The organism is Streptomyces sp. NRRL F-6492, assembly GCF_001280125.1.
Taxonomy (GTDB): Bacteria; Actinomycetota; Actinomycetes; order Streptomycetales; family Streptomycetaceae; genus Streptomyces.
Genome location: NZ_LGEG01000204.1, coordinates 44,782 through 68,966 on the forward strand (window position 1 = coordinate 44,782; position 24,185 = coordinate 68,966).

A 24,185-nucleotide genomic window follows, 5' to 3' on the forward strand; every position below is an offset into this window, starting at 1 on the left:
GAACATGACGGTCCTGCCTGACGACGGGCTCTCCCTGGCGTCCGAATTTCCAGACGCGCCACATGAGCAGTGGCACAACCTCGTGGCGGGCGTCCTGCGCAAATCGGGCAAGGAGGTCTCCGGCGCCGAAGCCGAGGACGCCCTGTCCACCCTGCTGGAGGACGGCCTCGACACGCGCCCGCTGTACACCGCGCGCGATGCCGCGCCCGACCCCGGCCTCCCCGGCTTCGCGCCCTTCGTGCGCGGCGGCCGGGCCGAGGGCAACACCACCGGCGGCTGGGACGTGCGCCAGCGCCACCTGACCGCCGACAACGGCGCGGTCCTCTCCGACCTGGAGAACGGCGTCACCTCCCTGTGGCTGGGCGTCGGCGGCACGGGCATCCCGGTCGACGCCCTCGACCGGACCCTCGACGGCGTCTACCTCGACCTCGCGCCCGTCGTCCTCGACGCGGGCGACGAGACGGCGGCGGCCGCCGAGCGCCTCCTCCGGCTGTACGAGGAGCGGGGCGTCGCCCCGGACGCGGCCCGGGGCAACCTGGGCGCGGACCCGCTGGGCCACGAGGCCCGCACCGGCCGGGCCTCCTACGACCTCGCGTCCGTCGCCGGCCTCGCGCGCCGCTGCGCCGACGGCTACCCGGGCCTGCGGGCCCTGACCGTGGACGCCCTGCCGTACCACGAGGCCGGCGGCTCGGCCGCGCAGGAGCTGGGCTGCTCGCTGGCGACGGGCGTGGCCTACCTGCGCGGACTCACCGGGGCCGGTCTGAGCGTCGCGGAGGCCTGCGGACAGCTCGAGTTCCGCTACGCGGCCACCGCCGACCAGTTCCTGACGATCGCCAAGCTCCGCGCGGCGCGCCGGCTCTGGGCCAGGGTGGCCGAGGCCTCCGGCGCCCCGGAGGCGGGCGCGCAGCGCCAGCACGCGGTGACCTCGCCGGTGATGATGTCGCGCCGCGACCCGTGGGTGAACATGCTGCGGACCACGATCGCCACGCTCGCCGCCGGGGTCGGCGGCGCGGACAGCGTCACCGTGCTGTCCTTCGACGACGCGCTCGGCCTGCCGGACGCGTTCGCCCGCCGCATCGCCCGCAACACCTCCACCGTCCTCATCGAGGAGTCCCACCTCGCCCGGGTCATCGACCCGGCCGGTGGCTCCTGGTACGTGGAGCGGCTCACCGACGAACTGGCCCACGCGGCCTGGGAGTTCTTCCGCACGATCGAGCGGGAGGGCGGCCAGGAGGCCGCGCTGCGCTCCGGCTTCACCGGCGAGCGCCTGGCCGAGACCTGGGCCGCCCGGAGCAAGAAGCTCGCCACCCGCCGCGAACCCATCACCGGCGTCAGCGAGTTCCCGCACCTCGCGGAGAAGCCCGTCGAGCGCGCGCCCGCGCCCGAGCCGCCCTCCGGCGGACTGCCCCGCGTCCGGCGCGACGAGGCGTACGAGGCGCTGCGCGCCCGCTCCGACGCCCACCTCGCGGCGACCGGCGCCCGGCCCAGGGTCTACCTGGCCGCGCTGGGCCCGGCGGCCGCGCACTCGGCCCGGCTGACGTTCGCCGCCAACCTCTTCCAGGCGGGCGGCATCGAGCCGGTCACCGAGGGCACGTTCGAGGAGAGCGGCGCCCGCGAGGCCTGCCTCTGCTCCAGCGACGCGCTGTACGAGGAGCAGGCGGAGGCCACCGCGGCCGGACTGCGCGCGGCGGGTGCCGGGCACGTGTTCCTCGCCGGCCGCCCGCAGCGGTACTCCGGTGTCGACACGTACCTCTTCGCGGGCTGTGACGCCGTCGCCCTGCTCACCACCGCCCTCGACCGCATGGGAGTGTCCCGATGACCGTCCCCGACTTCTCCGGGATCGAACTCGGGACCCCCGCCGCCGCGGGCGGCGGCCCCGACGAGTGGCGCGCGGCCGTCAAGAAGGCGGCGGGCGGCGACGACCTGCTCTGGGAGACCCCGGAGGGCATCGGCGTCAAGCCGCTGTACACCGGGCAGGACCTGGAGGGCCTCGACTTCCTGGACACCCGTCCGGGCATGGCGCCGTACCTGCGCGGCCCGTACCCGACGATGTACGTCAACCAGCCCTGGACGATCCGCCAGTACGCGGGCTTCTCCACCGCCGAGGAGTCCAACGCCTTCTACCGGCGCAACCTGGCGGCCGGCCAGAAGGGCCTGTCGGTCGCCTTCGACCTGCCGACCCACCGCGGCTACGACAGCGACCACCCGCGCGTCACCGGCGACGTCGGCATGGCGGGCGTCGCCATCGACTCGATCTACGACATGCGCCAGCTGTTCGACGGCATCCCGCTGGACAGGATGACGGTGTCGATGACGATGAACGGCGCGGTCCTTCCGGTCCTCGCGCTCTACATCGTGGCCGCCGAGGAGCAGGGCGTACCGCCCGAGAAGCTGGCCGGGACCATCCAGAACGACATCCTCAAGGAGTTCATGGTCCGCAACACGTACATCTACCCGCCCGGTCCTTCGATGCGGATCATCTCCGACATCTTCGCCTACACCTCGCAGCGGATGCCGCGCTACAACTCGATCTCCATCTCGGGCTACCACATCCAGGAGGCGGGCGCGACGGCCGACCTGGAGCTGGCGTACACGCTCGCGGACGGCGTCGAGTACATCCGCGCGGGCCGCGAGGCCGGGCTCGACGTGGACGCGTTCGCACCGCGCCTGTCGTTCTTCTGGGCGATCGGCATGAACTTCTTCATGGAGGTCGCCAAGCTGCGCGCGGCCCGCCTCCTGTGGGCCAAGCTGGTCAGGCAGTTCGACCCGAAGAACACCAAGTCGCTCTCGCTGCGCACGCATTCGCAGACCTCGGGCTGGTCGCTGACCGCGCAGGACGTGTTCAACAACGTCACCCGCACGTGCGTGGAGGCGATGGCGGCGACCCAGGGCCACACCCAGTCGCTGCACACCAACGCGCTCGACGAGGCGCTCGCCCTGCCGACCGACTTCTCGGCGCGCATCGCCCGCAACACCCAGCTCCTCCTCCAGCAGGAGTCGGGCACCTGCCGGACCATCGACCCGTGGGGCGGCAGCGCGTACGTCGAGCGGCTGACCTACGACCTCGCGCGCCGCGCCTGGCAGCACATCCAGGAGGTCGAGGGCGCCGGCGGCATGGCGCAGGCCATCGACGCGGGCATCCCCAAGCTGCGCGTGGAGGAGGCCGCGGCCCGCACCCAGGCCCGGATCGACTCCGGCCGGCAGCCGGTGATCGGCGTCAACAAGTACCGGGTGGAGACCGACGAGCAGATCGACGTGCTCAAGGTCGACAACTCCTCGGTGCGCGCCCAGCAGATCGCCAAGCTGCGGCGGCTGCGCGAGGAGCGGGACGAGACCGCCTGCCGGGACGCGCTCGACGCGCTCACCCGCGCGGCGGGCGGCGAGGGCAACCTGCTCGAACTGGCCGTGAACGCGGCCCGCGCGAAGGCCACCGTCGGCGAGATCTCGGACGCCCTGGAGAAGGTGTACGGGCGCCACGCGGGCCAGATCCGTACCATCTCCGGTGTGTACCGCAACGAGGCAGGGGAATCGCCCTCCGTGGAGCGCACCCGGACCCTGGTGGACGCCTTCGGCGAGGCCGAGGGACGGCGTCCGCGCATCCTGGTCGCCAAGATGGGCCAGGACGGCCACGACCGCGGCCAGAAGGTGATCGCCACGGCCTTCGCCGACCTGGGCTTCGACGTGGACGTCGGCCCGCTGTTCCAGACCCCGGCCGAGGTCGCCCGCCAGGCCGTCGAGGCGGACGTGCACATCGTCGGGGTCTCCTCGCTGGCCGCGGGTCACCTGACCCTCGTGCCGGCGCTCCGGGAGGAGCTGGCGGCGGAGGGCCGCGAGGACATCATGATCGTGGTCGGCGGGGTGATTCCCCCGCAGGACGTGGCGACGCTCCTGGAGATGGGCGCGGCGGCGGTCTTCCCGCCCGGCACCGTCATCCCGGACGCGGCCCACGACCTGGTGACGCGCCTCGCCGCCGGCCTCGGGCACGACCTGTGATCGGACTCGACACGTACGTGAAGGGGGTGCTCGACGGGAAGCGCGCGCTGATCGCCCGGGCGATCACCCTCGTCGAGTCCACCCGGCCCCAGCACCGGGCCCTCGCCCAGGAACTGCTGACCGAGCTGCTGCCGCACGGCGGCCGGGCGGTGCGGATCGGGATCAGCGGGGTGCCCGGGGTGGGCAAGTCGACCTTCATCGACGCGTTCGGGACGATGCTGACCGGGCTCGGCCACCGGGTGGCGGTCCTCGCCGTGGACCCGTCGTCGAGCCGTACGGGCGGCTCCATCCTCGGCGACAAGACGCGGATGGAGCGGCTCGCCGTCGACCCGGCGGCGTTCGTCCGCCCCTCCCCCACCGCCGGCACGCTCGGCGGGGTCGCGAAGGCGACCCGGGAGTCGATCGTCGTCATGGAGGCGGCGGGCTACGACGTGGTCCTGGTGGAGACGGTCGGCGTCGGCCAGTCGGAGACGGCCGTCGCCAACATGGTCGACTCCTTCCTGCTCCTCACCCTCGCCCGCACCGGCGACCAGCTCCAGGGCATCAAGAAGGGCGTCCTGGAGCTCGCCGACGTGGTCGCCGTCAACAAGGCGGACGGCCCGCACGAGCGCGACGCGCGGGCCGCGGCGCGCGAACTGGCGGGCGCGCTGCGGCTGATGCACGGCGCCGACGCGTTCTGGACGCCACCGGTGCTCAGTTGCAGCGCCCGGGAGTCCTCGGGCCTCGACGAGGTGTGGGGGCGCCTGGAGCGGCACCGCGCCCTGCTCGACTCGACCGGCCGCCTCACGGCCAAGCGGCAGGACCAGCAGGTCGACTGGACCTGGACCATGGTCCGCGAGGAGCTCCTCGACCGGCTGCGCACGAACCCGGCGGTCAAGGAGCTCGCGCCCCTGCTCGAACGTCAGGTCAGGGACGGCGAGTTGACGGCGACGCTGGCCGCCGAGCGCGTCCTGGAGGCGTTCGGGGACGGCCCCGGGCGCGCCGGGAACGGCTGACGCGGGAACGGCGGACGCCGGGGGCGACGGGACCGTAGGAGGTCGGTCCCGTCGCCCCCGGCGGGCTCTTCCGGTGCGACCGGCTCAGACCCGGTCGGCCGCGATCAGGACGTACTGGAAGGAGCCGTCCCTGTACGACTCGATGAACGCCTCCTCGATGCCGGTGACCAGCGACGACGTGGCCCGCAGCTCCCAGTAGGGCAGGGTGGCCGGGGTCAGGTCGACGACGGCCTGCGGGACGAGCCGGTTGTCGGCCATCGCCCGCAGGTACTCCCGGCGGGAGTGGATGTTGCACTCGAAGTGCGCGTTGATCTGCGAGACCCACTTGGACGGCTGGCCGTACTTCGGGTTCCAGCAGCCGGTGACGGTGACGTACCGGCCGCCGACCTTCAGGAACCGGGAGTGCTCGGCGAAGAGGTCGTCCAGGTCGACGTACATGCTCGACTCGTTGTTCCACGAGGCGGCGACGGAGCCCTTCTCGAAGGGGGTGTCCAGCATGTTGCAGACGCGGGCGCGGACGTGGTCCCCGATGCCCAGTTCCTTCGCGCGCCGGTTGCCGAACTCGGCCTGCGCGGAGGAGAGGGTGACGCCCTCGACCCTGCAGCCGAAGCGCTGGTGGGCCATGACGCTCGAACCGCCCCGGCCGCAGCCGGCGTCGACGAGCGTGTCCTCGCGCCCGACGTCCCCGAGGTGGTCGAGGAGGACGTCGGTCTGCGCCGACTCCAGGCGGTGCAGCTCGGCGATGAGCCTCTTCTCGTACGCGGCGTCCCGCGGGTCCCCGAGGGCGGCGTGGTCGACGTCGCCGACGCCGTAGTGGTGGTGGTAGAGCCCGTCGACGTCGCCGAGGCGCAGGTTCACGGGCCGGGCCTCGGCGTTCCAGTAGCGCGCGATGTCGCCCTGGTAGGGGGTCGCGGGGCCGGGGACGAACGCGGCGTCGGTGGTGGTCGTGTCGGTGCTGGTCACTGGGGGTTTCCGTTTCTTACCAGAAGTCGGGCAGGCTGTAGCGGTAGGTGTTGGTCCGGTGCCAGTGGTGGTTGCCGTCGACCCACACGGCCACGCCGCGCAGGAAGCGCAGCACGCTCGGGACGGGACAGGCGGCGGCCAGGGCGGCGGCCTCGCTCTCGAAGTCGCGCATGAGGTCGTTGTGGACCTCGACCGCCTTCAGGTAGGCGTCCTTCTCCGAGAGGGATTCGCGCGCGGCGAGCACCACGGGCAGGTTCAGGTGACGGCCTGGACTGTCGAGTTCCTTGGTGTACGAGTACAGGTCGTTGACGATGGTGCTGGCGTTGCCGGCGAGCGCGAGGACCCGCTGCATGGCCGGCCGGGCGTGCAGGTCGGCGGGGAGTTCGTAGCCGCCGACGGTGTCGGTGATGGTGGGGCAGGGGCGGAAGTTGTTGAACTGCCGCATCGCGAGGTACTCCCACACCTCCGGCAGGTGGTCCGTCTCGGCCCAGGCGGCCTCGGCGAGGTACCCGAGGTGCAGCCGGGCCATGTCGTGCCGGTACCGGTCGGCCTGGGACGGGGTGGCCTGCCGGACGAAGTACTCCATGGCGGAGCGGTAGGCGCGCCGGGGGGCGTCCGCGTGGAGCGACTCCGCCCACCGCGGCTGGTAGGCCGCCGTCGTGTGCAGCGGGTCGAGGGCGGTGTGGGCGAGGAGGAGGCGGCCGCCGAGGCCGACGGGGGAACCTCCGTGGTCCTCGCAGTAGCAGTCGTCGACCGCGTTCTCGGCGACCATCAGCCGGGTGGCGACCATCAGGTGGTCGACGGTCGGGGCGTCGGGGTGGCAGGCGACCATGTAGCGGCCGACCAGGAAGCCGTCGAACTGCCCTTCCCAGTCGTCGGGGAACAGGTCGACCTCGTCCACCGCCCACTCCTTGATCCGGCGGCTGACCTCCGCCACGCGCGCGGGGTCGGGCTCCGGCACCGGGTGGAAGTAGAGGCCGGGGATCGGACGCCCGTCCGCCGGCGGTCCTTCGGACACCGGGGGTACGGGGGGCTCCGCGCGCGGGATCGGGGAGAGGCCCGCCGTGCCCAGGCCGCTGGGGCCGCGCAGGATCCGTTCGAGGTCGGGCCGGGGCGGTGCGGCCGGGGCGGCCTCGGGAGTGGCGGGGAGGGCGGGGGCGGTCGGCGGGGCGAGTGCGTGGGAGGCGGCGGTGGGCAGGCCCGACCGCAGGGGGGAAGGCCCGGGTTCGGGCATCCGTGGCTCCTTGGAGGGGTGGGCGGGCGGCCCGGTTCCGGGCGCGCTCGCCCGGCCCGGGGGCTCCGGGCCGTGCTGAACGGTCTGTACTGGACGAACGGGCTGTACTGGACGGTCTGTGCCGAATGGACCGTGCCGAACGGGCTGTGCCGGCCGAACGGTCCGTGCCGAACGGGCTGTGCGGAGAGGGCCGATGGGCGCCGGTGCGTCCGGGCGTCAGCGCCTGCGGGCGATCTGCACGTTCTCCAGGACGCCGAGCGCGTTGGGCACCAGGACGGCGGCGGAGTAGTAGGTGGTGACCAGGTAGGAGGCGATCGACTTCTCGTCGAGGCCCATGAAGCGGACCGAGAGGCCCGGTTCGTACTCCTCCGGCAGGCCGGTCTGCCGCAGGCCGACGACGCCCTGGTTGTCCTCGCCGAGGCGCATGGCGAGGATCGAGCTGGTGTTCTCCGCGCTGACGGGGATCTTGTCGCAGGGCAGGATCGGGACCCCGCGCCAGGCCTGGACCCGCTGTCCGTCGAGGTCGACGTGGTCCGGGTAGATCCCGCGGGCGTTGAGCTCGCGTCCGATCGCCGCGATCGTCCGGGGGTGGGCGAGGAAGAGCTTGGTGCCCCGGCGGCGGCAGAGCAGTTCGTCGAGGTCGTCCGGGGTGGGCGGGCCGGAGTGCGGCTGGATCCGCTGCTTGAAGTCGGCGTTGTGGAGCAGGCCGAACTCCCGGTGGTTGATCAGCTCGTGCTCCTGGCGCTCGCGCAGCGCCTCGACGGTGAGCCGGAGCTGTTCCTCGGTCTGGTGCATCGGGCCGTTGTAGAGGTCGGCGACGCGGGTGTGGACCTTGAGGACGGTCTGGGCGACGGAGAGTTCGTACTCGCGCGGCGCGGGCTCGTAGTCGACGAAGGCGCCCGGCAGCACGACCTCGCCCGTGTGGCCGGACGACATCGGGATCGCGGCCTCGCCGTACTTGTTCCTCGGCCGGCCCGCCCGGGAGCCGAACTCCCGTACGTGGGCCTGGAGGCCGGGCGCCGAGGCCAGTACGGCGGCGAAGTCGGCGCGGGAGAGGGTGAGCAGGGTGCCGGAGGTCTCGGCGGTGGCGGTGCGGTCCCAGCCGGCGTCGGCGTCGAGGAGGGCGCTCTCGCCGAAGTGGTCGCCGTCGGCGAGGACGGCGACGGGGTCCTCACCGCCGTACCTGCCGGCGGAGGTCTGGCCGATCCGGCCGTGGGCGATCAGGTGGATCCCCTCGGCGGGCTCGCCGCGCCGGGTCAGCACCTCCCCGGCGCGGAAGTCGCGCTGGACGCAGCGGGCGGCGAGCGCGGTCAGCACCCGTTCGTCGTCGAAGCCGCGCAGCAGGGCCAGTTCGCCGAGTTCGCGCGGGACGACCCGGACGCGGGCGCCGTCCTGGACGAACTCCACGCCCCCGTCGCCGACGGTGTGGCTGAGCCGGCGGTTCACCCGGTAGGCGCCGCCCTTGGTCTCCACCCAGGGGAGCATCCGCAGCAGCCAGCGGGAGGTGATCTCCTGCATCTGCGGGGCGGACTTGGCCGTGTGGGCGAGCCTGCGGGCGGCCGAGGTGCTCAGACTGGACTGCCTGGGCGGCCCTGGCCGTGCTTCCGGGCGGTCGTCAACGGTCATCGGGCGGGCTCTCTTCCACGAAGGCGGTGACCGGCGCCTGGGCGCGTCACACCGCCGAAAGGAGAAACAGGGTGCGAAGACCCGGCGATTCGCCCGGATCCGGGGGAACAGTAACGGCCGTCGCACCCGCCTCGCCCCATGCGAACGGGGCCTTTACCTCCATGCAGTGATCTTGATCCGAACGGGGTTTACCGGCCCGGACACAGGTTTTCGCGCCATCTGTTCGCGTGTCGGCCAACGGCCGGGGGTCAGCGTCCCAGCTGGGCGTCCAGCCACTGGAGGACCTCGGGGGTGACCGGGTCGGCGATGTCGGCGAACTCCTCGTGCTTCTTGAGGAACTTCGCCACGTACGGGCAGACGGGGACGAAGCGCATCCCGGAGGCGCGGACGTCGTCGAGGGCCCGCTCGACGAGGATCCCGGCGAGGCCCTGTCCCGCGTAGGCGTCGTCGACCTCGGTGTGGAAGAAGACCCGGCGGTCGTCGCGGTCGCGGTAGGCCGTCAGACCGGCGCGCTCGCCGTCGACGAGGATCTCGTAGCGGTGCCGGGCGTCCACCCGGCGCACGTCGGGGGAGGAGGCCTGCTGGGTCATGGGGATGCCTTTCGGGTGACGGAGGAGAGCGGGGAGGCGGCCGGATCCGGACGTCCGCGCCTCGCGGGGCCGACGATAGCCGCGCGGCCGGGGCCGGGCCTCAGCGGTACGCGCCGAGGGCGTCGTTCATGCGGGCGAGGACGCGGACGGCGGCGCGCAGGTCGTCGGGGTCGACGAGCGGCAGGACCCCCTCGCGCGCCCGGTCGAACGCCGCGTCGCCGCGTCGCACCAGGTCGGTGCCGGCCGGGGTGAGGCGGACGGCGTTCTCGCGGCGGCTGTGCGGGGACGGCCGGACCTCCACGAGACCGGCGGAGACCGCGTGGTCGATCTGGCGGCTGACGGTGCCCTTGGTCAGGCCGAGCCGGTCGGCGACCTGCTGCTGGTTGAGCGTCCCGGGGTGGGCGTCGATGACGGAGAGCACGAGGAACTGCGCCAGGGAGATGCCCAACTCCCGCTGGAACAGCGTCTCTCCGCTGCGGTCCATCAGTCCCGCGACCCGGCGGGTGAGGTACCAGAGCGTGGCCAGGTCGTCGGGCAGCGGCGGCTGGTTGTCCATGGGGCCAGGGTAGCCCATACGTTTGACAGACAACCGTTTCAACTGCAACGGTTGTTGTCGAAACGGTCCTTCGTCCTCCGGGAGTCCCCGTGCGCGTCCTGCTGGTCCTCGACCACCCCTACACCCTCGCCTCGGCCGAGAACGCGCCGCACCGGCGCAGTTTCACCGCCGCCGTCGCCGCGGCCGCCGTCCGGGGCGCCACCGCGGCCGGGCACGAAGTGGACGTCATCGACCTGGCCGCCGACGGGTTCTCGCCCGTGATGACCCGGGAGGACCTCGTCGCCTGGCGGCAGGGCGCCGTGGTCGACCCGCGGGTGGAGGACTACCAGCGGCGCCTGCTGGCCGCCGACCACCTGGTGTTCGCCTTCCCGGTGTGGTGGGAGGCGATGCCGGCGGCCACCAAGGGCTTCCTCGACCGGGTGCTCACCAAGGGCGTGGTGTTCGCCGAACGGCCCGGCGCCAAGGGCAATCCGTTCCACAACCTGATGCCGCGCCTCGGCGGGGTCACCGTCCTGTCCGTCATGACCACCCCGGACAAGGCCTACCGCTGGTGGTACCGCGACCCGCTGACCAAGATCCTCTTCAAGGGCACCTTCGGCAAGATCGGCGTCCGGAACCTGCGGTGGATCAACTTCGACCGCGTCGCCGGGAGGACCCCGGAGCAGCGCCGGCGGCTGCTCGACGACACCGAGAGGCGGTTCGCCGCCCTCGCCCCGGTCCGGGGAGGGGCGGCCACCGCCCGCAGGGATCCGCTCACCCGCAGCGGTACGTGAAGGTCCCCTCGGCCGTGCGGGCGGCGGGCGACGTGATCACCAGGCGCGCCACGGCCCGGTGGACCCCGGGTCCGTGGAAGGTCCAGAGGAGGTGGAGCCGGGCCTCCTCCTGCCCCCGGGCCAGGGTCTCGCGCAGGGGCGCCGACCGGGTGCCGTCGCTGCGCTCCCAGTGGTACGTCAGGGTGCCGGGCCGGCCGTCGGTGCGCACGACGCCCACGACGTCCGCCGTGCCGTCGCAGCCGAGCGCCCCGGGGACGGTGACCGCGACGTCCCGCACCGCCACCCGGGGGCCGTACTCCCGCCACGCGAGGAAGGCCAGGACGGCGACGAGGACCAGCGCGGCGAGCGCGTGGCGGCGCGGCCGCCGGGGGCGGGGCGGGCGCGACGGCGGGGTGCCGGGCGGGGTGCCGTGCCAGATCTCGACCGCGGTGGGGGTGTTCCCGGCGCGGCGGGCGGCGGCCGCGGTCACCCCCGGCCCGAAGCGCAGGACCTCGCCCTCCCGCCGGTCGGGCTCCGGGCCCGGCCCCTCGAACCAGTGGCTGCCGAGTTCGGTGGCGCTGTAGTCGTCGTCGCTCACGAGATCACGCACCGCCGGGCGAAGACCTGCTGGAGGGAACCGCCGTCGGCGGCGGCCGGGTCGGTGGTCGCGCGCGCTCCCCAGTAGCACCCGGTGCCCCGGAAGGCGTGCGGGAGCGTGAGGGTGTAGCGGGTGGCCCCCTCGCGCCGGAAGGTCTCGGCGCCGTCCGGCGCGCCCGGCGACCCCTTCTCGTCGCCGGTGGACCACTCGACGAGGAGCGTCACCGGTCCCGTGCCGTCGGTCGTGATCTCGACGGTGGCCTCGGCGGTCGCGGGCCCGGTCTGCCGCAGGCTCGTGACGGAGACGGCCGTCACGGAGACGGGCGGCGTCGTCGGGGGCGTGGTCGGCGGGGTGGTGGGGGGAGTGGGGGGCGGCGTCGGCGGCGGAGGTTCCGTGGCCGGAGCGGTCGGGGCGGTGGGCGTGGCGGTCGGCGTGTTGTTCGTCGGGGCGGGGGTGTCCGACGGGGCGGAGGGTTCCGTGGGCGTCGGCGTGGGTGCGGGCGCGGACGTGGACGTGGGCCCGGAGGAGGGGGAAGGGGAGGCGGAGGGGGACGTGCCCGGGGCCGGTGGGGACGCGCTCGACGCGGTGTCGGTCGTCGCGAAGGCCTGCGCGGCCCGGTCCCCGTCCGGCTCCTCTCCCCCGGCCCGCGCGGCGAGGGCCAGCAGCAGCGCCAGGACGAGCGCGGCCGCCCCGGCGGGCAGTCCGCGGGGGAACCGGCGACGGAGGCGCGGCGCCCTCGGCCGGGTGAGCGTGGTCGTGGCGAGCGCGGTCGCGCCCTGGGCCGTACCGCCGGACGAGGGGAAGAGGAGCGGCAGGAGCGCGGCGAGGGCCGCGAGGCGGCCCCGGCCCCGCTCCTCCCAGTCCGGGCCGTACGCGGCCGTGGCGACCGACTCCAGTTCGCCGACGAACGCGGCCGCGTTCTCCGGCCGTTCGTGCGGGGCCTTGGCGAGGCCCCGGCGGATGAGCGGGCGCAGCGGCTCCGGTGCCTGTCCGTCGGGGACGGGTGCCTCCAGGTGCTGGAGGGCGAGTTCGGCGAAGTTGTCGCCCGTGAAGGGCTTGCGTCCGGTCAGGCACTCGAAGAAGGTGGCGGTCGCCGCGTAGACGTCGGCCGCCGGGGAGGCGGGGGCGCCGCTCCACTGCTCGGGCGCCATGTAGGCGGGCGTCCCGGCGACACCGGGCCTGCTGTCGCGTCCGGTCGCGATGCCGAAGTCGACCAGCTTGGACGAGCCGTCGGCGGCGACCAGGACGTTCTCGGGCTTGTAGTCGCGGTGCACGACGCCCGCCCGGTGGGCGGCGGCGAGGCCCAGGAGCGACCCCTTGAGCACCACGAGGGCGGCCTCGGGGCCGGTCGAGCCCTCGCGGGCGAGGAGGGCGCGCAGGGCGACGCCGTCCACCAGCTCCATCACGATGGCCGCGCCTTCCGGCGCCTCGACGTACTCGTGGAACCCCACGACGTATGGAGTGTCCAGGGCTCCGAGCAGCCGGGCCTCGGAGCGGAAGGCGCGGACGAACGCCCCGTCCGAGCGGAGCCGCTCCCCCAGGTACTTCACGGCCACCGGCGTACCGGTCGCGTCGTGCACGGCCAGCACCACGCGACCACTGGCACCCGCCCCCAGCTCCCGGGTCTCCGTGTATCCCGGGACCACCCATGCGCTCATCCCCGTCCCCTCCCCGGCGCCGTGGCGACCCTCCTCCACAGGGACAGATTCTCGCCACGGCCGGTTCCGGGGGCGGGGAAACGACGGAAAAGGAGCGGTGGTTCTCCGGGGGTCAGCCCGTCAGGGCGAACCTCTGGGCGGCCGAACCGTCGCAGTTCCGCCGGGACAGCCGGGCCCCGTCGGCGGTCGAGGCGTTGTCGACGGCGAGGCACTTGGCGCTGTGGCGGGCGACGAAGCGGTACTGGCCGGCGGTGCCGACGGCCTCGGGGCGCCACTGCTGGTTGGTGCCGCCCACGTAGCTCCACAGGTGGACCCTGACGCCGGCGGCGGTGGCGCCGGAGCCGCCGTCGACGTCCCAGACGCGGGAGTTGAACTGGTTGACGACGTAAGCGGCGAAGGTGGTGGCGGGGTTCGCGCTGTCGGTGCCGGAGCACTCGGTGAAGAAGACGCGCTTCCCGGCGTCGACGACCTGCTGCTGGGCGGCGGGGCTCCGCCGTAGCAGTGGAAGGCCGCCCCGATGACGCGCTGGATCCCCTGCGTGGCGCCGAAGACCTCCAGCGGGTAGTCGGGGTGGTCCCAGTTGTGGTCGTAGGCGAGGACGCTGGTCGGCAGCCCGGCCGCGGTGAGGGTCCGTGCGGCCGTTCGGTGGGACACGGTGCGGCTCTCCTTCGGTGGGGGTGACCTGACACGAGGGGGTGGTGCGTCCGTGTGGAACGTGGCCCACCGCGCCCGGTGGGGCGGGGAGCGTCAGCCGAGGTCGAGATCGAGGTCGAGGTCGAGCGTCAGCCGCAGGTCGCGGCTGGAGCGGCCGACGCGCAGGCGGCGGCGTCCGGTGGGCGGGCGCCAGGTCCGGTGCCGCTCGTCCCAGGACTGGAAGACGCGCCAGGGCAGGGTCAGGGCGACCGTCGCGGTGCCGCCCGCGGGGACCTCGGCGACGGCGAACCCCGCCAGGACGCGGACGGGTTCGCCGGGCGCGCCGTCGGGGGCCTCCAGGTACGCCTGGACGACCTCCCGCCCGGCCCGGGGGCCGGTGTTGGTGAGGGTCACCGCGATCCGGGGCCCGTTCCCGTCCGCGGGGAGGGGGGAGACGGCGGGGGCGGACGGTTCGCGGGCCTCGGCGCGGTCGTAGGACCAGGTGGTCCAGCCGAGTCCGTGGCCGAAGGGGAAGGCGGGCTCGGTGCCGGCGCGGTCGTAGCCGCGGTGGCCGATGTGGAGCCCCTCGCGGTAGTCGAGGACGCCGTCGGCGGGGACGGCGTCGGGGACCGGGACGTCCCCGGCGCGGGCGGGCAGGGTCCACGGCAGGCGGCCGGCGGGTTCGGCGCGGCCGAACAGGACGTCGGCGAGGGCGTGCCCCGCCTCCTGGCCGGGCAGCCACGCCCAGAGCAGGGCGGGCACCTCGTCGGCCCAGGGCAGCAGGACCGGGGCTCCGGCGTTGACCACCACCACGGTACGGGGGTTGGCCGCGGCGACCGCGCGCACGAGCCGGTGCTGTTGCGGGGTCAGCTCCAGGTCGGGGCGGTCCCAGCCCTCGGACTCGACCTCCTCGTTCGTGCCGACGACCACCACGGCGACGTCGGCCGCGCGGGCCGCCCCGACGGCTGCGGCGATCTCGTCCTCGACGTCCGGGCCGGGCGGCCGGTGGCGTACGTGGGCGGTGACGAAGCGGCCGTAGGCGTCGGCGTCGACGACCCGGAGGTCGATCCTCAGGTCCAAGGGCACCGGGTCGGCGTCCACGCGCACGGTGTGGCGGTGGGTCTCCGGGTGGTTGTGGCTCGACTCCAGGATCAGCTCGACGCCCCGGTCGTCCTCGCCGGTGTGGACCGGCTCGCCGTCGAGGGCGACCGTGAAGCGTCCGGCGCAGCCGAACTCCAGGAGGTGGTCGCCCGGTTCGGCGAGGGTGATCCGGCCGGTGAGGACCACGTCGGTGGTCCCGTCCGGTACGCCGAAGGCCCCCCAGTCGCCGGTGCGGCGGACCTCCTCGCCCAGCGGCGTGCCGTTCCCGTCCAGGTACCGGGCGCGCATCCCGGTGAGGAGCGCGGGGTCGAGGAACGGGGCGTGCCGCCGGGACGAGCCGCCGCGGTGCACGGTCAGCGCGACCCCGTCCGGCAGGGCGGCCCGCAGCCCCTCGGCGTACCCCACGGTGCGGACGGCGGGGACGTAGGCGCTGCCGCCGCCCTGGAGGTACGGCTCGACGGCGTTCGGCCCGATCAGCGCCACGCTGCCCAGCCGGCCGGGGTCCAGGGGCAGGAGGGCCCGCTCGTCGCGCAGCAGGACGGTGCCCCGGGTGAGGACCTCGCGCAGCGCGGCGAAGTCCGCCTCGCCGACCGGCGCGGGCGCGGGCGCGACCGTCAGGGGCGGGGGCTGCCCGCCGGGCGTCCAGGGCTCGGTCAGCTTGCCGACGCGGGCGGCGAGCCGCATCAGCCGCAGGACCTTGTCGTCGACGACCGCCTCGTCCACCTCGCCGCGGCGGACCGCCTCGACGAGGGCGTCGCCCCACGGTCCTTCGGGGCCCGGCATCACCAGGTCGAGGCCGGCGAGGGCGGTGGGCGCGGTCGTCCGGGTGGCGGCCCAGTCGCTGATCACCGCCCCGTCGTAGCCCCACTCGTCCTTCAGGACGCCCCGGAGGACGCGCCGGTGTTCGAGGAGCGGCGCCGACTCGGTGCCGTCGTCGAGGCCCGAGTACGCGCCCATCACGCTCCACGGTCCGGTCTCGGCGAGGATCCGCTCGAACGGGGCCAGGTAGACCTCGCGGAGGGTGCGGGGGTCGATCCTGGCGCGGTACCGGGTGCGGTCCGTCTCGGAGTCGTTCGCGACGAAGTGCTTCAGGCAGGCGGCGACGCCCTCGTCCTGGAGGCCCCGCACGATCGCGGCGCCGAGCGCGCCGGACAGGAGGGGGTCCTCGGAGAGGCATTCGAAGTGGCGGCCGGCGACGGGGGTGCGCTGGAGGTTGACCAGCGGGGCCAGGACGACGTCCACGTTCTTCCGGCGGGCCTCGGCGGCGAAGACGCGTCCGAGGCGTTCGGCGAGCTCCGTGTCCCAGGTGGCGCCGGTGGTGCTCGGGGCGGGGGCGAGGAGGCCCGTCTCGCCGGGCACCCCGCCGGTCCCCCGGACGCCCTGCGGTCCGTCGGACGTGGTCACGGGGTGGAGTCCGAGCCGCGGTTCCCCGTGCAGCGTCCACAGGGTCGCTCCGGTCAGCAGCCGCACCTTGGCCGCCAGTTCGAGGCCTTCGATCAGCGCGGCCCAGCGGTTCTCGTCCGCCGCCTCCGGCCGGGCCGGGGAGACGGGAAGTGCGGGCGACGGGGCAGACATGGTGTTCCCTCCGGCCGTGACGGCGGCGTGTCGTCGTGATGACGGCCACATGAAAGCACACCCGCTAAGTACTTAGTAAGTGATTCGGCCCACACTCCTCCCGGGCGTCTCCGGAGACGATCTCCCGGCCGCCGGGGGCACCTATGCTGTCGCGCGTGAGCAACCACCCGGCAGGTAAGACGAAGCGTCCGCCCCGCACGCCCCGCAGCGCGGAGGCCAAGCAGCGCCGTCAGGACATCCTGCACATCGCGATGGACACGTTCGCCGCCCGCGGCTACAACAACGCGCCGATCCAGGAGATCGCCGACCGCGCCGGGCTCACCCAGGCGGGGGTCCTGCACTACTTCCGGACCAAGGCCCAGCTGCTCACCAGCGTCCTGGAGCTCCGCGACCAGACCGACATCGAGCAGCTCGGGCCCGACCGGCCGCGCGGGACGGAGTTCCTGCGCCACCTCGTCGACACCGCCGCCCGCAACGCCGAGCGCGAGGGCATCGTGCGCCTGTACGCGGTGCTGTCGGCCGAGTCCGTCACCGACAACCACCCCGCGCAGACCTACTTCCGCGACCGCTACACCGGGCTGCGCGCCTTCGTGGCCGACGCGCTGCGCGAGGCGGGCGGCCTCGCCGACGACGACGCCCGCGTCGAGCCGGCCGCGAGCGCGATCATCGCCGTCATGGACGGCCTCCAGGTCCAGTGGCTCCTCGCGCCCGACGCGGTCGACATGGCCGTGTCGACCGAACTCGCCCTGGACTCCCTCCTCACCACGCTCGCGCCGGACCGCTTCCCCGCCGGGGGGTGAGCGGGTCCGGCCGCGACCGGCGTCAGCGGCTCGCGTACGGCAGCAGGGCCATCTCGCGGGCGTTCTTGATCGCGGCGGCGAGGGCCCGCTGCTGCCGGGCGGTCACACGGGTGACGCGCCGGCTTCGGATCTTGCCGCGGTCGGAGAGGAACCCGCGCAGCAGGTGGGTGTCCTTGTAGTCGACGTACGTGATCCCGGCCGCGTCCAGCGGGTTGGGACGGGACTTGGCGGGCTTGCGGGGCTCGGAGCGTCGGGCCACGGCGGTTTCTCCTTGGGTGGGATGTCGTGCGGGTCGTGATGCCGTGCGGGTCGTACGTGTCGTACGTGCCGTACGACGGGGTCAGGCGGCGTCGAGAAGAGGGGCGAAGGCCGCGGGCAGGCGCTTCCACCCCTCCGGCCCCGACGCGTACTCCGCGTCGGTCAGCAGGCAGGAGTCGAGGAGCCGTTCGAGGCCGTCCCGGTCCAGGCCGGGCGAGGTGAAGACGAGGTGCTGGCAGCAGTCGCCGTGGTCGGCGTGCCAGTCGAGCGCGGCGGCCGCCCGGCGTACGGGCGGGACCATCTCCCAGGCCGCGTCCGGCAGCGAGGCGAGCCAGGGCCCGGCGCTCTCCACGCACAGCGCCCCGCCGGCCGCGTCCCAGGCGAGCAGCGTGTCCGGGCGGTCGGCGAGCCAGAACCGGCCGCGGCTGCGGGCCGCCGCGCAGCACAGGTCCTCCAGGGCGTCGTAGAGGCGCTCGGGGTGGAACGGCCGCCGGCGGTGCCAGACGAAGGTGGTCACGCCGGCCTCGTCCGCCTCCTGGGGCAGGAGCGCGCACGCGGGGTGCTGGGCGGCAGCGGCGGCCTCGACGTCGAAGCCCGCGAACGCGGCGCGGGCGAGCTCGGCCGAGGCGGCCGGCACGCGGCGGGCGGTGGGGTGCAGCTGGGCGAGGAGGGCGTGGTCCTCCTCGTCCGCCTCCGCGCTGTCGACCACGGCGAGGACTGGGGCGTACTCCAGCTGGCGGGCCCAGGTGTCGCCGACGGTCCGCCGGTCGGTGGGGGCGGCGGCGAGCCCCGCCTCCGCGAGGTCGTCGCCGTCGGCGAGGTACGGCAGGACGAGCGCGGGGTCCACGGCGGTGATCACGCCCGTCACGGACAGGCGGTCCCCGCCGTGTCCGGCGATGACCTCGGCCATGGCCTTCGGCTCGACCGAGTCCCACAGCTCGACCACCGCGAGACGGGTGAGGCCGTCGTGCGCCAGGCGTTCCAGCTCGGGGACGAGGTCCTCGCGCAGCGCGCAGCACGCGCAGTCGTCGACCAGCGGCGCCTCGCCCCGGGAGACGGGCCCGGAGGCGTCCCGGACGAGGCGCAGGACGGTGCCGTCGGGGGCCGAGGCGAGGTCGTGGTGGAGCGCCACGCTGCCGGGGACGGCCCGCAGGAGGCGGTCGACGACCTCCTTGCGGGCCTCGGCGTGGAGCCCGGCGACGATCACGACGGGGAGTTCGCGGACGTACTCCATCAGCGGGCTCCGTAGCGGCGCTCGAAGCGTTCCACGCGACCGGCGGTGTCGAGGACGCGGGCGGTGCCGGTGTAGAAGGGGTGGCTCGCCGAGGAGATCTCGACGTCGACGAGCGGGTAGGTGTGGCCGTCCTCCCAGCCGATCGTCTTGTCGCCGGTGATGGTGGATCGGGTGAGGAAAGCGGTGCCGGAGGCGGAGTCGCGGAAGACGACGGGGCCGTAGGCGGGGTGGATGCCGGGCTTCACGGCGGGAACCTTTCGGACGGTGGGGTGACGGGGGGCGTGCGGCGGTGCGGGGTCAGCGCTCTTCGCGGAAGTCGACGTGCCGGCGGGCGACGGGGTCGTACTTGCGCAGCACCATGCGGTCGGGGTCGTTGCGGCGGTTCTTGCGGGTCACATAGGTGAACCCGGTGCCCGCGGTGGAGCGGAGCTTGACGACGGGGCGGATCTCGTTGCGTGCCATGGGGCTAGTATATGACAACGGTTTTCATTATCGAAAACCGTCCGGCCACTCCCCCGCCCCCGAAAGGTGAACCACCCATGTCCGCCCACTGCCAACTGACCGGCGCCAAGCCGGGATTCGGCAACTCCGTCTCCCACTCGCACCGGCGCACCTCACGCCGCTTCGACCCGAACATCCAGCGCAAGCGCTACTGGCTGCCCAGCGAGGGACGCCACGTCCGCCTCACCTTGAGCGCCAGGGCGATCAAGACCGTGGACGCGATCGGCGTCGAGGCCGCCGTGACCCGGATCCGGGCGCGGGGAGGGAAGGTCTGATGGCGAAGAAGAGCAAGATCGCGCGGAACGAGAGGCGCAAGGAGGTCGTCGCGCGGTACGCCGCCCGGCGGGCCGAGCTCAAGGAGATCGTCCGCCGCCCGTCGACCGCCCCGGCGGAACGGGAGGCCGCGCGGGCCGAGCTGCGCCGGCAGCCGCGCGACGCCAGCGCCACCCGGGTGCGCAACCGCGACAGCGTGGACGGGCGCCCCCGGGGCTATCTGCGCGCGTTCGGCCTCTCCCGGGTGCGGACCCGGCAGCAGGCGCACGCGGGCTTCCTGCCCGGGGTGACCAAGTCGTCCTGGTAGTCGCCGGCACCGGCCCGGCCGCGCGGACCGGCGCGGCCGGACCGGTCCAGGGAGGGGTTCGAAATTGAAAATGAGACCCATTTCCATCCAGCCTCTCCCCCGCACCCCCTTCCCCCTCACCCCAGGAGCCCACGATGGCCGTCCCCAAGCGCAAGACGTCCCGCAGCAACACCCGTCACCGCCGTGCCCAGTGGAAGGCGACCGTGTCACAGCTCGTGCCGGTCACGATCGACGGGACCGTCCACCGGGTCCCCCAGCGGCTGGTGAAGGCGTACGAGCGGGGCCTCCTCCACCCCGAGGGCTGAGCACGCGCCCCCTTCTCGTACGACCCGCCCGCAAGGCTCTTGTGGGCGGCTTCCCGCCGGTGGAACGATGCCACGGCACCGGACCGCCCGACCGGAGGGAACCCCGTGACCGACGAGCAGCGACGACCGCCCGCCGCGGTCGTGTTCGACGCGCTGGGAGCGGCGTACGAGAAGGCGTTCGCCGGCTCCGAGGCGCACCGGTGCTCCCTGGAGTGGCTGCTCGGGCGGCTCGCGCCGGGCAGCCGGGTCCTCGACGTCGGCAGCGGCACGGGCCGGCCCACCGCCGAGACGCTCGCGGACGCCGGCCACGAGGTGCTGGGCGTCGACGTCTCCCCCGTCATGGTGGAACTGGCGGCCCGTCAGGTGCCGGCCGCCTCCTTCCGGTGCGCCGACATCCGCGACCTGCCGCTCGACGACGCCTCGTTCGACGCGGTCTGCGTGTACTTCTCGCTGCTCCAGCTGGACCGTCGCGAGCAGACGGACACCGTGCGGCGGCTGGCCCGGGCGCTGACGCCGGGCGGTCACCTGGTCCTGGCCACCGTGCCGCTGGACGTGGAGGGCGTGGACGCCGTCTTCATGGGGCAGCCCGTGCGCGTGACCAGCTTCACCGCGCCGGACCTCGCCGCCGTGGCCGAGGAGGCCGGTCTCGACGTACTGGAGCGCGAGGAGGCGCTGTTCACGCCGGGCCACCCGGACGCCGGCCCGGAACCGCACGTCTTCCTGCACTGCCGTCGGCGCCGGGACGACGCGGTGGACGGCGCCTGACGGCACGGCGCGCGTCCGAGCCTCCGTGCCCGGTGGGGCGGGGAGCGGATCGGGCACGACAGCACGGATGACCACGGAGAGGGGCGACCCCGTCACGGTGCGCTCCTCGTAGTGCACCGGCGGGAACCGGGCGGCGTCCCCGGTCGGCAGGGCGGTGATCCGGACCCGGGTGCCCCCCTTGCGCGGGACCCGGTCCTCCCGGTTCCGGGGCCACGGGGTCGGCGGAGTCCGTGCGGCGTGTTCAGCCGGCGCCCCTCGCCACGAGTGACACCACGACCGTCGTCGCGCCGGCCGCGCCCAGCGCGACGGCGAGCAGCCGACGGCGGAGACGGTCGTAGCGGTCGCCGTACTCCCGGCGGAGTTCGCCCGCACGCGTCACGGTGTCCTGGAGCATGCGGCGCCGTACGGCGAGGTGTTCCCGCGCGAACTCGCGGGCGACCTCCGACCGCTCCTGGGGACCCAGCCACGGGAAGCGGTCGGCGAAGACGGCGCCGGCCCGCGTGGCCTCGGTCCCGGCCCGTCGTGCCAGCAGGTATCCCTCCAGCCGGGCGATGCCCGCGGCCGCCTCCGCCGTCAGGGCACGCGATCCCCCGCGGCTGCCCGTGAACACCCCGTGAGCGCCGTCGTCAACCCGGTCCACGGGGGCCCGCGGTTTTTCGGGACCGGGCGCGGTCATGCGTCCCGGCCGGCGTCGGGGCCGCCGTGGGTGGCGGCGTCGGAGTCGTCGAACACGTCCCGCTTGCCGTCCTTGCCCTGGTCGAGGGCGGCGACCTCGGGGTAGTTGAGGTCGAAGGCGGGGGACTCGGAGCGGATGCGCGGGAGGGTGACGAAGTTGTGCCGGGGCGGCGGGCAGGAGGTGGCCCATTCCAGGGAGCGGCCGAAGCCCCACGGGTCGTCGACGGTGACGCGGGGAGCGGTCCTGGCCGTCTTCCAGACGTTGTAGAAGAACGGCAGGGTGGACGCCCCCAGCAGGAACGCGCCGATGGAGGAGACCGTGTTCAGCGCGGTGAAGCCGTCGGCGTCCAGGTAGTCGGCGTAACGGCGCGGCATCCCCTCGGCGCCCAGCCAGTGCTGGACCAGGAACGTGCCGTGGAAGCCGACGAAGAGGGTCCAGAAGTGGATTTTGCCCAGGCGTTCGTCGAGCATCGTGCCGGTCATCTTGGGCCACCAGAAGTAGAACCCTGCGAACGTCGCGAAGACGACCGTGCCGAAGACGACGTAGTGGAAGTGGGCGACGACGAAGTAGCTGTCGGTGACGTGGAAGTCCATCGGCGGCGAGGCGAGGATGATCCCGGTCAGACCGCCGAGCAGGAAGGTGACCAGGAAGCCGATCGACCACAGCATGGGCGTCTCGAAGGAGAGCGACCCCTTCCACATCGTGCCGATCCAGTTGAAGAACTTCACCCCGGTCGGGACGGCGATCAGGAAGGTCATGAAGGAGAAGAACGGCAGCAGGACCGCCCCGGTGGCGAACATGTGGTGCGCCCACACCGTCACCGAAAGCCCCGCGATGGCGATGGTCGCGGCGACCAGACCGATGTAGCCGAAGAGGGGTTTGCGGGAGAAGACCGGCAGGATCTCGCTGACGATGCCGAAGAACGGCAGCGCGATGATGTAGACCTCCGGGTGCCCGAAGAACCAGAACAGGTGCTGCCACAGCAGCGCCCCGCCGTTGGCCGGATCGAAGACGTGCGCCCCGAACTTCCGGTCCGCCTCCAGCGCGAACAGGGCCGCGGCCAGGACGGGGAAGGCGAGCAGGACGAGCACCGAGGTCAGCAGCACGTTCCAGGTGAAGATCGGCATGCGGAACATCGTCATCCCCGGTGCGCGCATGCAGATGATCGTGGTGACGAAGTTGACCGCGCCCAGGATCGTGCCGAAACCGGCGAACGCCAGCCCCATGATCCACATGTCGCCACCCACGTACGGCGTGTGCTCCCCGCCGCTCAGCGGCGTGTAGGCGGTCCAGCCGAAGTCCGCCGTGCCCTGGGGGGTGAAGATCCCCGCGAAGGCGATCAGGCCGCCGAAGAGGAAGAGCCAGTACGAGAACATGTTCAGCCGGGGGAAGGCGACGTCGGGCGAGCCGATCTGCAAGGGCATGATCGCGTTGGCGAAACCGGCGAACGTGGGGGTGGCGAACAGCAGCAGCATCACCGTCCCGTGCAGGGTGAACACCTGGTTGTACTGTTCGGGCGAGACGATCTGCAGGCCCGGCCGCGCCAGCTCCGCCCGGAGCACGAGCGCCAGCAGACCTCCCAGCAGGAAGAAGACGAACGACGTGATCAGGTAGAGGTGCCCGATCTTCTTGTGGTCGGTCGTCGTCAACCAGTCCACGACGACCCCTCCGGGGCCCCTTCCTCTCACGGGCACGAGGGCGGGCGGCTCCGTGGCGACGGTCATGGGAACTCCTGCGACGGGTTCAGGGGAAAGCACGCGGGCAGGGCGACCGTAGACCAACTTTTTCGGCAAAACCAACAAATGCGGACACTTGACCCAAAGTGCCTTATTGCGTAGACCGTGACCTGCACTTTTCGAGCGCCATGACCAAGAAGCACCCACCCGGCGGATGCGGGCGACGACTCGCCGCGCCCCGCGCGCCCCGCAACCGGCGACGCGCGTGGCGGTTCCGGCGCACGCGGACACCGCGGCCTGCCCGGCGACCGCCGGATCCACCGGCCCGGGCGCGAACACCCCATGTCTCCGAGATGCCCCGGACCACACGGTTTCCCTCGTGCGTTCCGGGGCACACGCGCGAACGGGATGTCCCCCGTTCGGAGTAAGGAGACGACTGATGCTGATGGCCCACCCCATGGTGCTGGAGAACCTCGTCGAGCAGTACGGGGCGCTGCGGGCCCTGTACGCCGAGAACGGTTCGGCCGAGGTGCGTCGACAGCTCGAGGACGTCACCTACACCCTGTGCGTGTCCACCGGCACCCGTGACATCGACGCGGCCCTGGCCACCTCTCGCCGCCAACTGGCCCGCGCTCGCTCCGAGATCGACTTCGCACTCGTCGGCTGACCGCGACGGTCACACCGCGTCACGGCGCGGGTGCACCCGCTCCTCCTCCACCGATTCGGCAGCGTCCGCGGCAGGGCCGCGCGGCTCCCCCCGGACCTCGTGTGCCGCCCGTGAGGGGCCGTCGCACGTCCCCGCGCAGGGACCCCCACGGCCGGTGAACCGCGCCGCAGTGGGTAGTCGCCCTCCGGCACCCGTACGCGGTTGCCGTGAAACCGTACGGGCCACACCGGGGAAAGGAGCCGAGCCATGCAGGAGAGCACCCCGTCGCAGGCCGAGGGAGAGCGTCCCGAGGAAGACGGCCCGGAGGAGACGGAGCACCCGGGCACCGAGCCGGAGCGCACCACGCCGTCGCAGGCCGAGGGAGAGCGGGAGCCGGACGACGACGGGAGCGCGTAGCGTCGTCCGGTCCCCCGGGGCGGAACCTCGCGGTCCGTCGTACTGAAGAATGG

25 protein-coding genes and 1 pseudogene are annotated in these 24,185 nt (G+C 73.6%); 11 read left to right on the forward strand and 15 right to left on the reverse strand.

Going from position 1 to position 24,185, the window contains the following annotated elements; all coding sequences use genetic code 11:
- The first annotated feature begins 4 nt into the window (after positions 1-4).
- Genes ADL08_RS15320 through meaB form a run of 3 tightly spaced genes read left to right on the forward strand, consistent with a single transcriptional unit; the run spans position 5 to position 4,988 of the window.
- Entirely contained in the window at positions 5-1,819 is a 1,815-nt protein-coding gene (locus tag ADL08_RS15320; protein WP_053643136.1) for a methylmalonyl-CoA mutase subunit beta, read from the forward strand.
- A complete protein-coding gene (scpA, locus tag ADL08_RS15325) occupies positions 1,816-3,993 on the forward strand; it encodes a methylmalonyl-CoA mutase (protein ID WP_053643138.1) in 2,178 nt (725 codons plus the stop codon). The genes ADL08_RS15320 and scpA overlap by 4 nt, the downstream gene beginning before the upstream one ends.
- The gene (gene meaB, locus ADL08_RS15330; RefSeq protein ID WP_053643140.1) at positions 3,990-4,988 is read left to right on the forward strand and encodes a methylmalonyl Co-A mutase-associated GTPase MeaB; all 999 of its coding nucleotides are present in this window, start codon (positions 3,990-3,992) and stop codon (positions 4,986-4,988) included. Before scpA ends, meaB begins: the two co-directional genes overlap by 4 nt.
- An 84-nt stretch (positions 4,989-5,072) precedes the next feature.
- Here meaB and ADL08_RS15335 read toward each other — a convergent pair whose 3' ends face one another.
- The 5 genes from ADL08_RS15335 to ADL08_RS15355 form a co-directional block, all read right to left on the reverse strand.
- Positions 5,073-5,951 carry a geranyl diphosphate 2-C-methyltransferase gene (locus tag ADL08_RS15335; protein WP_053643141.1) on the reverse strand — a complete coding sequence of 293 codons (879 nt, stop codon included), beginning with the start codon at positions 5,949-5,951 and terminating at the stop codon, positions 5,073-5,075.
- A 16-nt stretch (positions 5,952-5,967) separates the two neighbouring features.
- Positions 5,968-7,185 (reverse strand): family 2 encapsulin nanocompartment cargo protein terpene cyclase, encoded by a 1,218-nt coding sequence (locus tag ADL08_RS15340; protein ID WP_053643143.1) that lies wholly within the window; start codon positions 7,183-7,185, stop codon positions 5,968-5,970.
- A gap of 216 nt (positions 7,186-7,401) precedes the next feature.
- Positions 7,402-8,811, reverse strand: coding sequence for a family 2B encapsulin nanocompartment shell protein (locus ADL08_RS15345; RefSeq protein ID WP_053643146.1), 1,410 nt, complete (start codon positions 8,809-8,811; stop codon positions 7,402-7,404).
- Between the two features lie 248 nt (positions 8,812-9,059).
- On the reverse strand, positions 9,060-9,401 hold the full coding sequence (locus ADL08_RS15350) for a GNAT family N-acetyltransferase (protein WP_053643147.1): 342 nt from the start codon (positions 9,399-9,401) through the stop codon (positions 9,060-9,062).
- A gap of 100 nt (positions 9,402-9,501) precedes the next feature.
- Positions 9,502-9,957 carry a MarR family winged helix-turn-helix transcriptional regulator gene (locus ADL08_RS15355; RefSeq protein ID WP_053643149.1) on the reverse strand — a complete coding sequence of 152 codons (456 nt, stop codon included), beginning with the start codon at positions 9,955-9,957 and terminating at the stop codon, positions 9,502-9,504.
- 89 nt (positions 9,958-10,046) lie between these two features.
- On the opposite strand from ADL08_RS15355, the gene ADL08_RS15360 reads away from it, so the two are divergent.
- Positions 10,047-10,730, forward strand: a complete 684-nt coding sequence (locus ADL08_RS15360; RefSeq protein ID WP_063885292.1) for an NAD(P)H-dependent oxidoreductase — start codon at positions 10,047-10,049, stop codon at positions 10,728-10,730.
- On the opposite strand, the gene ADL08_RS15365 is transcribed toward ADL08_RS15360, so the two are convergent.
- The 4 genes and pseudogenes from ADL08_RS15365 to ADL08_RS15380 form a co-directional block, all read right to left on the reverse strand.
- Positions 10,711-11,307: a hypothetical protein gene (locus ADL08_RS15365; RefSeq protein WP_234352149.1), complete on the reverse strand. Its 597-nt coding sequence runs from the start codon at positions 11,305-11,307 to the stop codon at positions 10,711-10,713. The two genes, ADL08_RS15360 and ADL08_RS15365, sit on opposite strands and share 20 nt — an antisense overlap.
- Positions 11,304-12,965: a serine/threonine-protein kinase gene (locus ADL08_RS15370; protein ID WP_053643153.1), complete on the reverse strand. Its 1,662-nt coding sequence runs from the start codon at positions 12,963-12,965 to the stop codon at positions 11,304-11,306. The genes ADL08_RS15365 and ADL08_RS15370 overlap by 4 nt, the downstream gene beginning before the upstream one ends.
- A 112-nt stretch (positions 12,966-13,077) precedes the next feature.
- A pseudogene (locus ADL08_RS35565) lies at positions 13,078-13,610 on the reverse strand (RICIN domain-containing protein); the annotation flags it as partial.
- Between the two features lie 102 nt (positions 13,611-13,712).
- Positions 13,713-16,274, reverse strand: a complete 2,562-nt coding sequence (locus tag ADL08_RS15380) for a beta-glucosidase family protein (protein WP_107091953.1) — start codon at positions 16,272-16,274, stop codon at positions 13,713-13,715.
- A 239-nt stretch (positions 16,275-16,513) separates the two neighbouring features.
- On the opposite strand from ADL08_RS15380, the gene ADL08_RS15385 reads away from it, so the two are divergent.
- On the forward strand, positions 16,514-17,074 hold the full coding sequence (locus tag ADL08_RS15385) for a TetR/AcrR family transcriptional regulator (RefSeq protein ID WP_420709546.1): 561 nt from the start codon (positions 16,514-16,516) through the stop codon (positions 17,072-17,074).
- A gap of 22 nt (positions 17,075-17,096) precedes the next feature.
- Here ADL08_RS15385 and rpsR read toward each other — a convergent pair whose 3' ends face one another.
- From rpsR to rpmG, 4 genes are all read right to left on the reverse strand, one after another.
- Entirely contained in the window at positions 17,097-17,333 is a 237-nt protein-coding gene (rpsR, locus tag ADL08_RS15390; RefSeq protein WP_053643156.1) for a 30S ribosomal protein S18, read from the reverse strand.
- 81 nt (positions 17,334-17,414) lie between these two features.
- Entirely contained in the window at positions 17,415-18,566 is a 1,152-nt protein-coding gene (locus ADL08_RS15395; RefSeq protein WP_053643158.1) for a CobW family GTP-binding protein, read from the reverse strand.
- Positions 18,566-18,811 carry a type B 50S ribosomal protein L31 gene (locus ADL08_RS15400; protein ID WP_053643160.1) on the reverse strand — a complete coding sequence of 82 codons (246 nt, stop codon included), beginning with the start codon at positions 18,809-18,811 and terminating at the stop codon, positions 18,566-18,568. The genes ADL08_RS15395 and ADL08_RS15400 overlap by 1 nt, the downstream gene beginning before the upstream one ends.
- 52 nt (positions 18,812-18,863) lie before the next feature.
- Entirely contained in the window at positions 18,864-19,028 is a 165-nt protein-coding gene (rpmG, locus tag ADL08_RS15405; RefSeq protein WP_030036050.1) for a 50S ribosomal protein L33, read from the reverse strand.
- Positions 19,029-19,105: 77 nt separating this feature from the next.
- On the opposite strand from rpmG, the gene rpmB reads away from it, so the two are divergent.
- The 4 genes from rpmB to ADL08_RS15425 all read left to right on the forward strand — a co-directional run bounded on the left by rpmB (position 19,106) and on the right by ADL08_RS15425 (position 20,717).
- Positions 19,106-19,342: a 50S ribosomal protein L28 gene (gene rpmB, locus ADL08_RS15410; protein WP_053643162.1), complete on the forward strand. Its 237-nt coding sequence runs from the start codon at positions 19,106-19,108 to the stop codon at positions 19,340-19,342.
- Positions 19,342-19,647, forward strand: a complete 306-nt coding sequence (gene rpsN, locus ADL08_RS15415) for a 30S ribosomal protein S14 (protein ID WP_053643164.1) — start codon at positions 19,342-19,344, stop codon at positions 19,645-19,647. The genes rpmB and rpsN overlap by 1 nt, the downstream gene beginning before the upstream one ends.
- Positions 19,648-19,781: 134 nt before the next feature.
- On the forward strand, positions 19,782-19,952 hold the full coding sequence (rpmF, locus tag ADL08_RS15420) for a 50S ribosomal protein L32 (RefSeq protein WP_053643166.1): 171 nt from the start codon (positions 19,782-19,784) through the stop codon (positions 19,950-19,952).
- Between the two features lie 105 nt (positions 19,953-20,057).
- Positions 20,058-20,717 (forward strand): class I SAM-dependent methyltransferase, encoded by a 660-nt coding sequence (locus tag ADL08_RS15425; protein ID WP_053643168.1) that lies wholly within the window; start codon positions 20,058-20,060, stop codon positions 20,715-20,717.
- 241 nt (positions 20,718-20,958) lie between these two features.
- Here the strand turns inward: ADL08_RS15425 and ADL08_RS15430 are convergent, their stop codons facing one another.
- Together ADL08_RS15430 and ctaD are read right to left on the reverse strand one after the other, a co-directional pair.
- Positions 20,959-21,327, reverse strand: coding sequence for a hypothetical protein (locus tag ADL08_RS15430; protein ID WP_107091954.1), 369 nt, complete (start codon positions 21,325-21,327; stop codon positions 20,959-20,961).
- A 62-nt stretch (positions 21,328-21,389) separates the two neighbouring features.
- On the reverse strand, positions 21,390-23,117 hold the full coding sequence (ctaD, locus tag ADL08_RS15435; protein ID WP_053643170.1) for a cytochrome c oxidase subunit I: 1,728 nt from the start codon (positions 23,115-23,117) through the stop codon (positions 21,390-21,392).
- Positions 23,118-23,508: 391 nt separating this feature from the next.
- Here ctaD and ADL08_RS15440 point away from each other — a divergent pair, with 391 nt between their 5' ends.
- Both ADL08_RS15440 and ADL08_RS37630 read left to right on the forward strand, forming a co-directional pair.
- On the forward strand, positions 23,509-23,736 hold the full coding sequence (locus ADL08_RS15440; protein WP_053643173.1) for a DUF5133 domain-containing protein: 228 nt from the start codon (positions 23,509-23,511) through the stop codon (positions 23,734-23,736).
- Between the two features lie 246 nt (positions 23,737-23,982).
- Positions 23,983-24,132 (forward strand): hypothetical protein, encoded by a 150-nt coding sequence (locus tag ADL08_RS37630; protein WP_199837014.1) that lies wholly within the window; start codon positions 23,983-23,985, stop codon positions 24,130-24,132.
- Positions 24,133-24,185 lie beyond the last annotated feature (53 nt).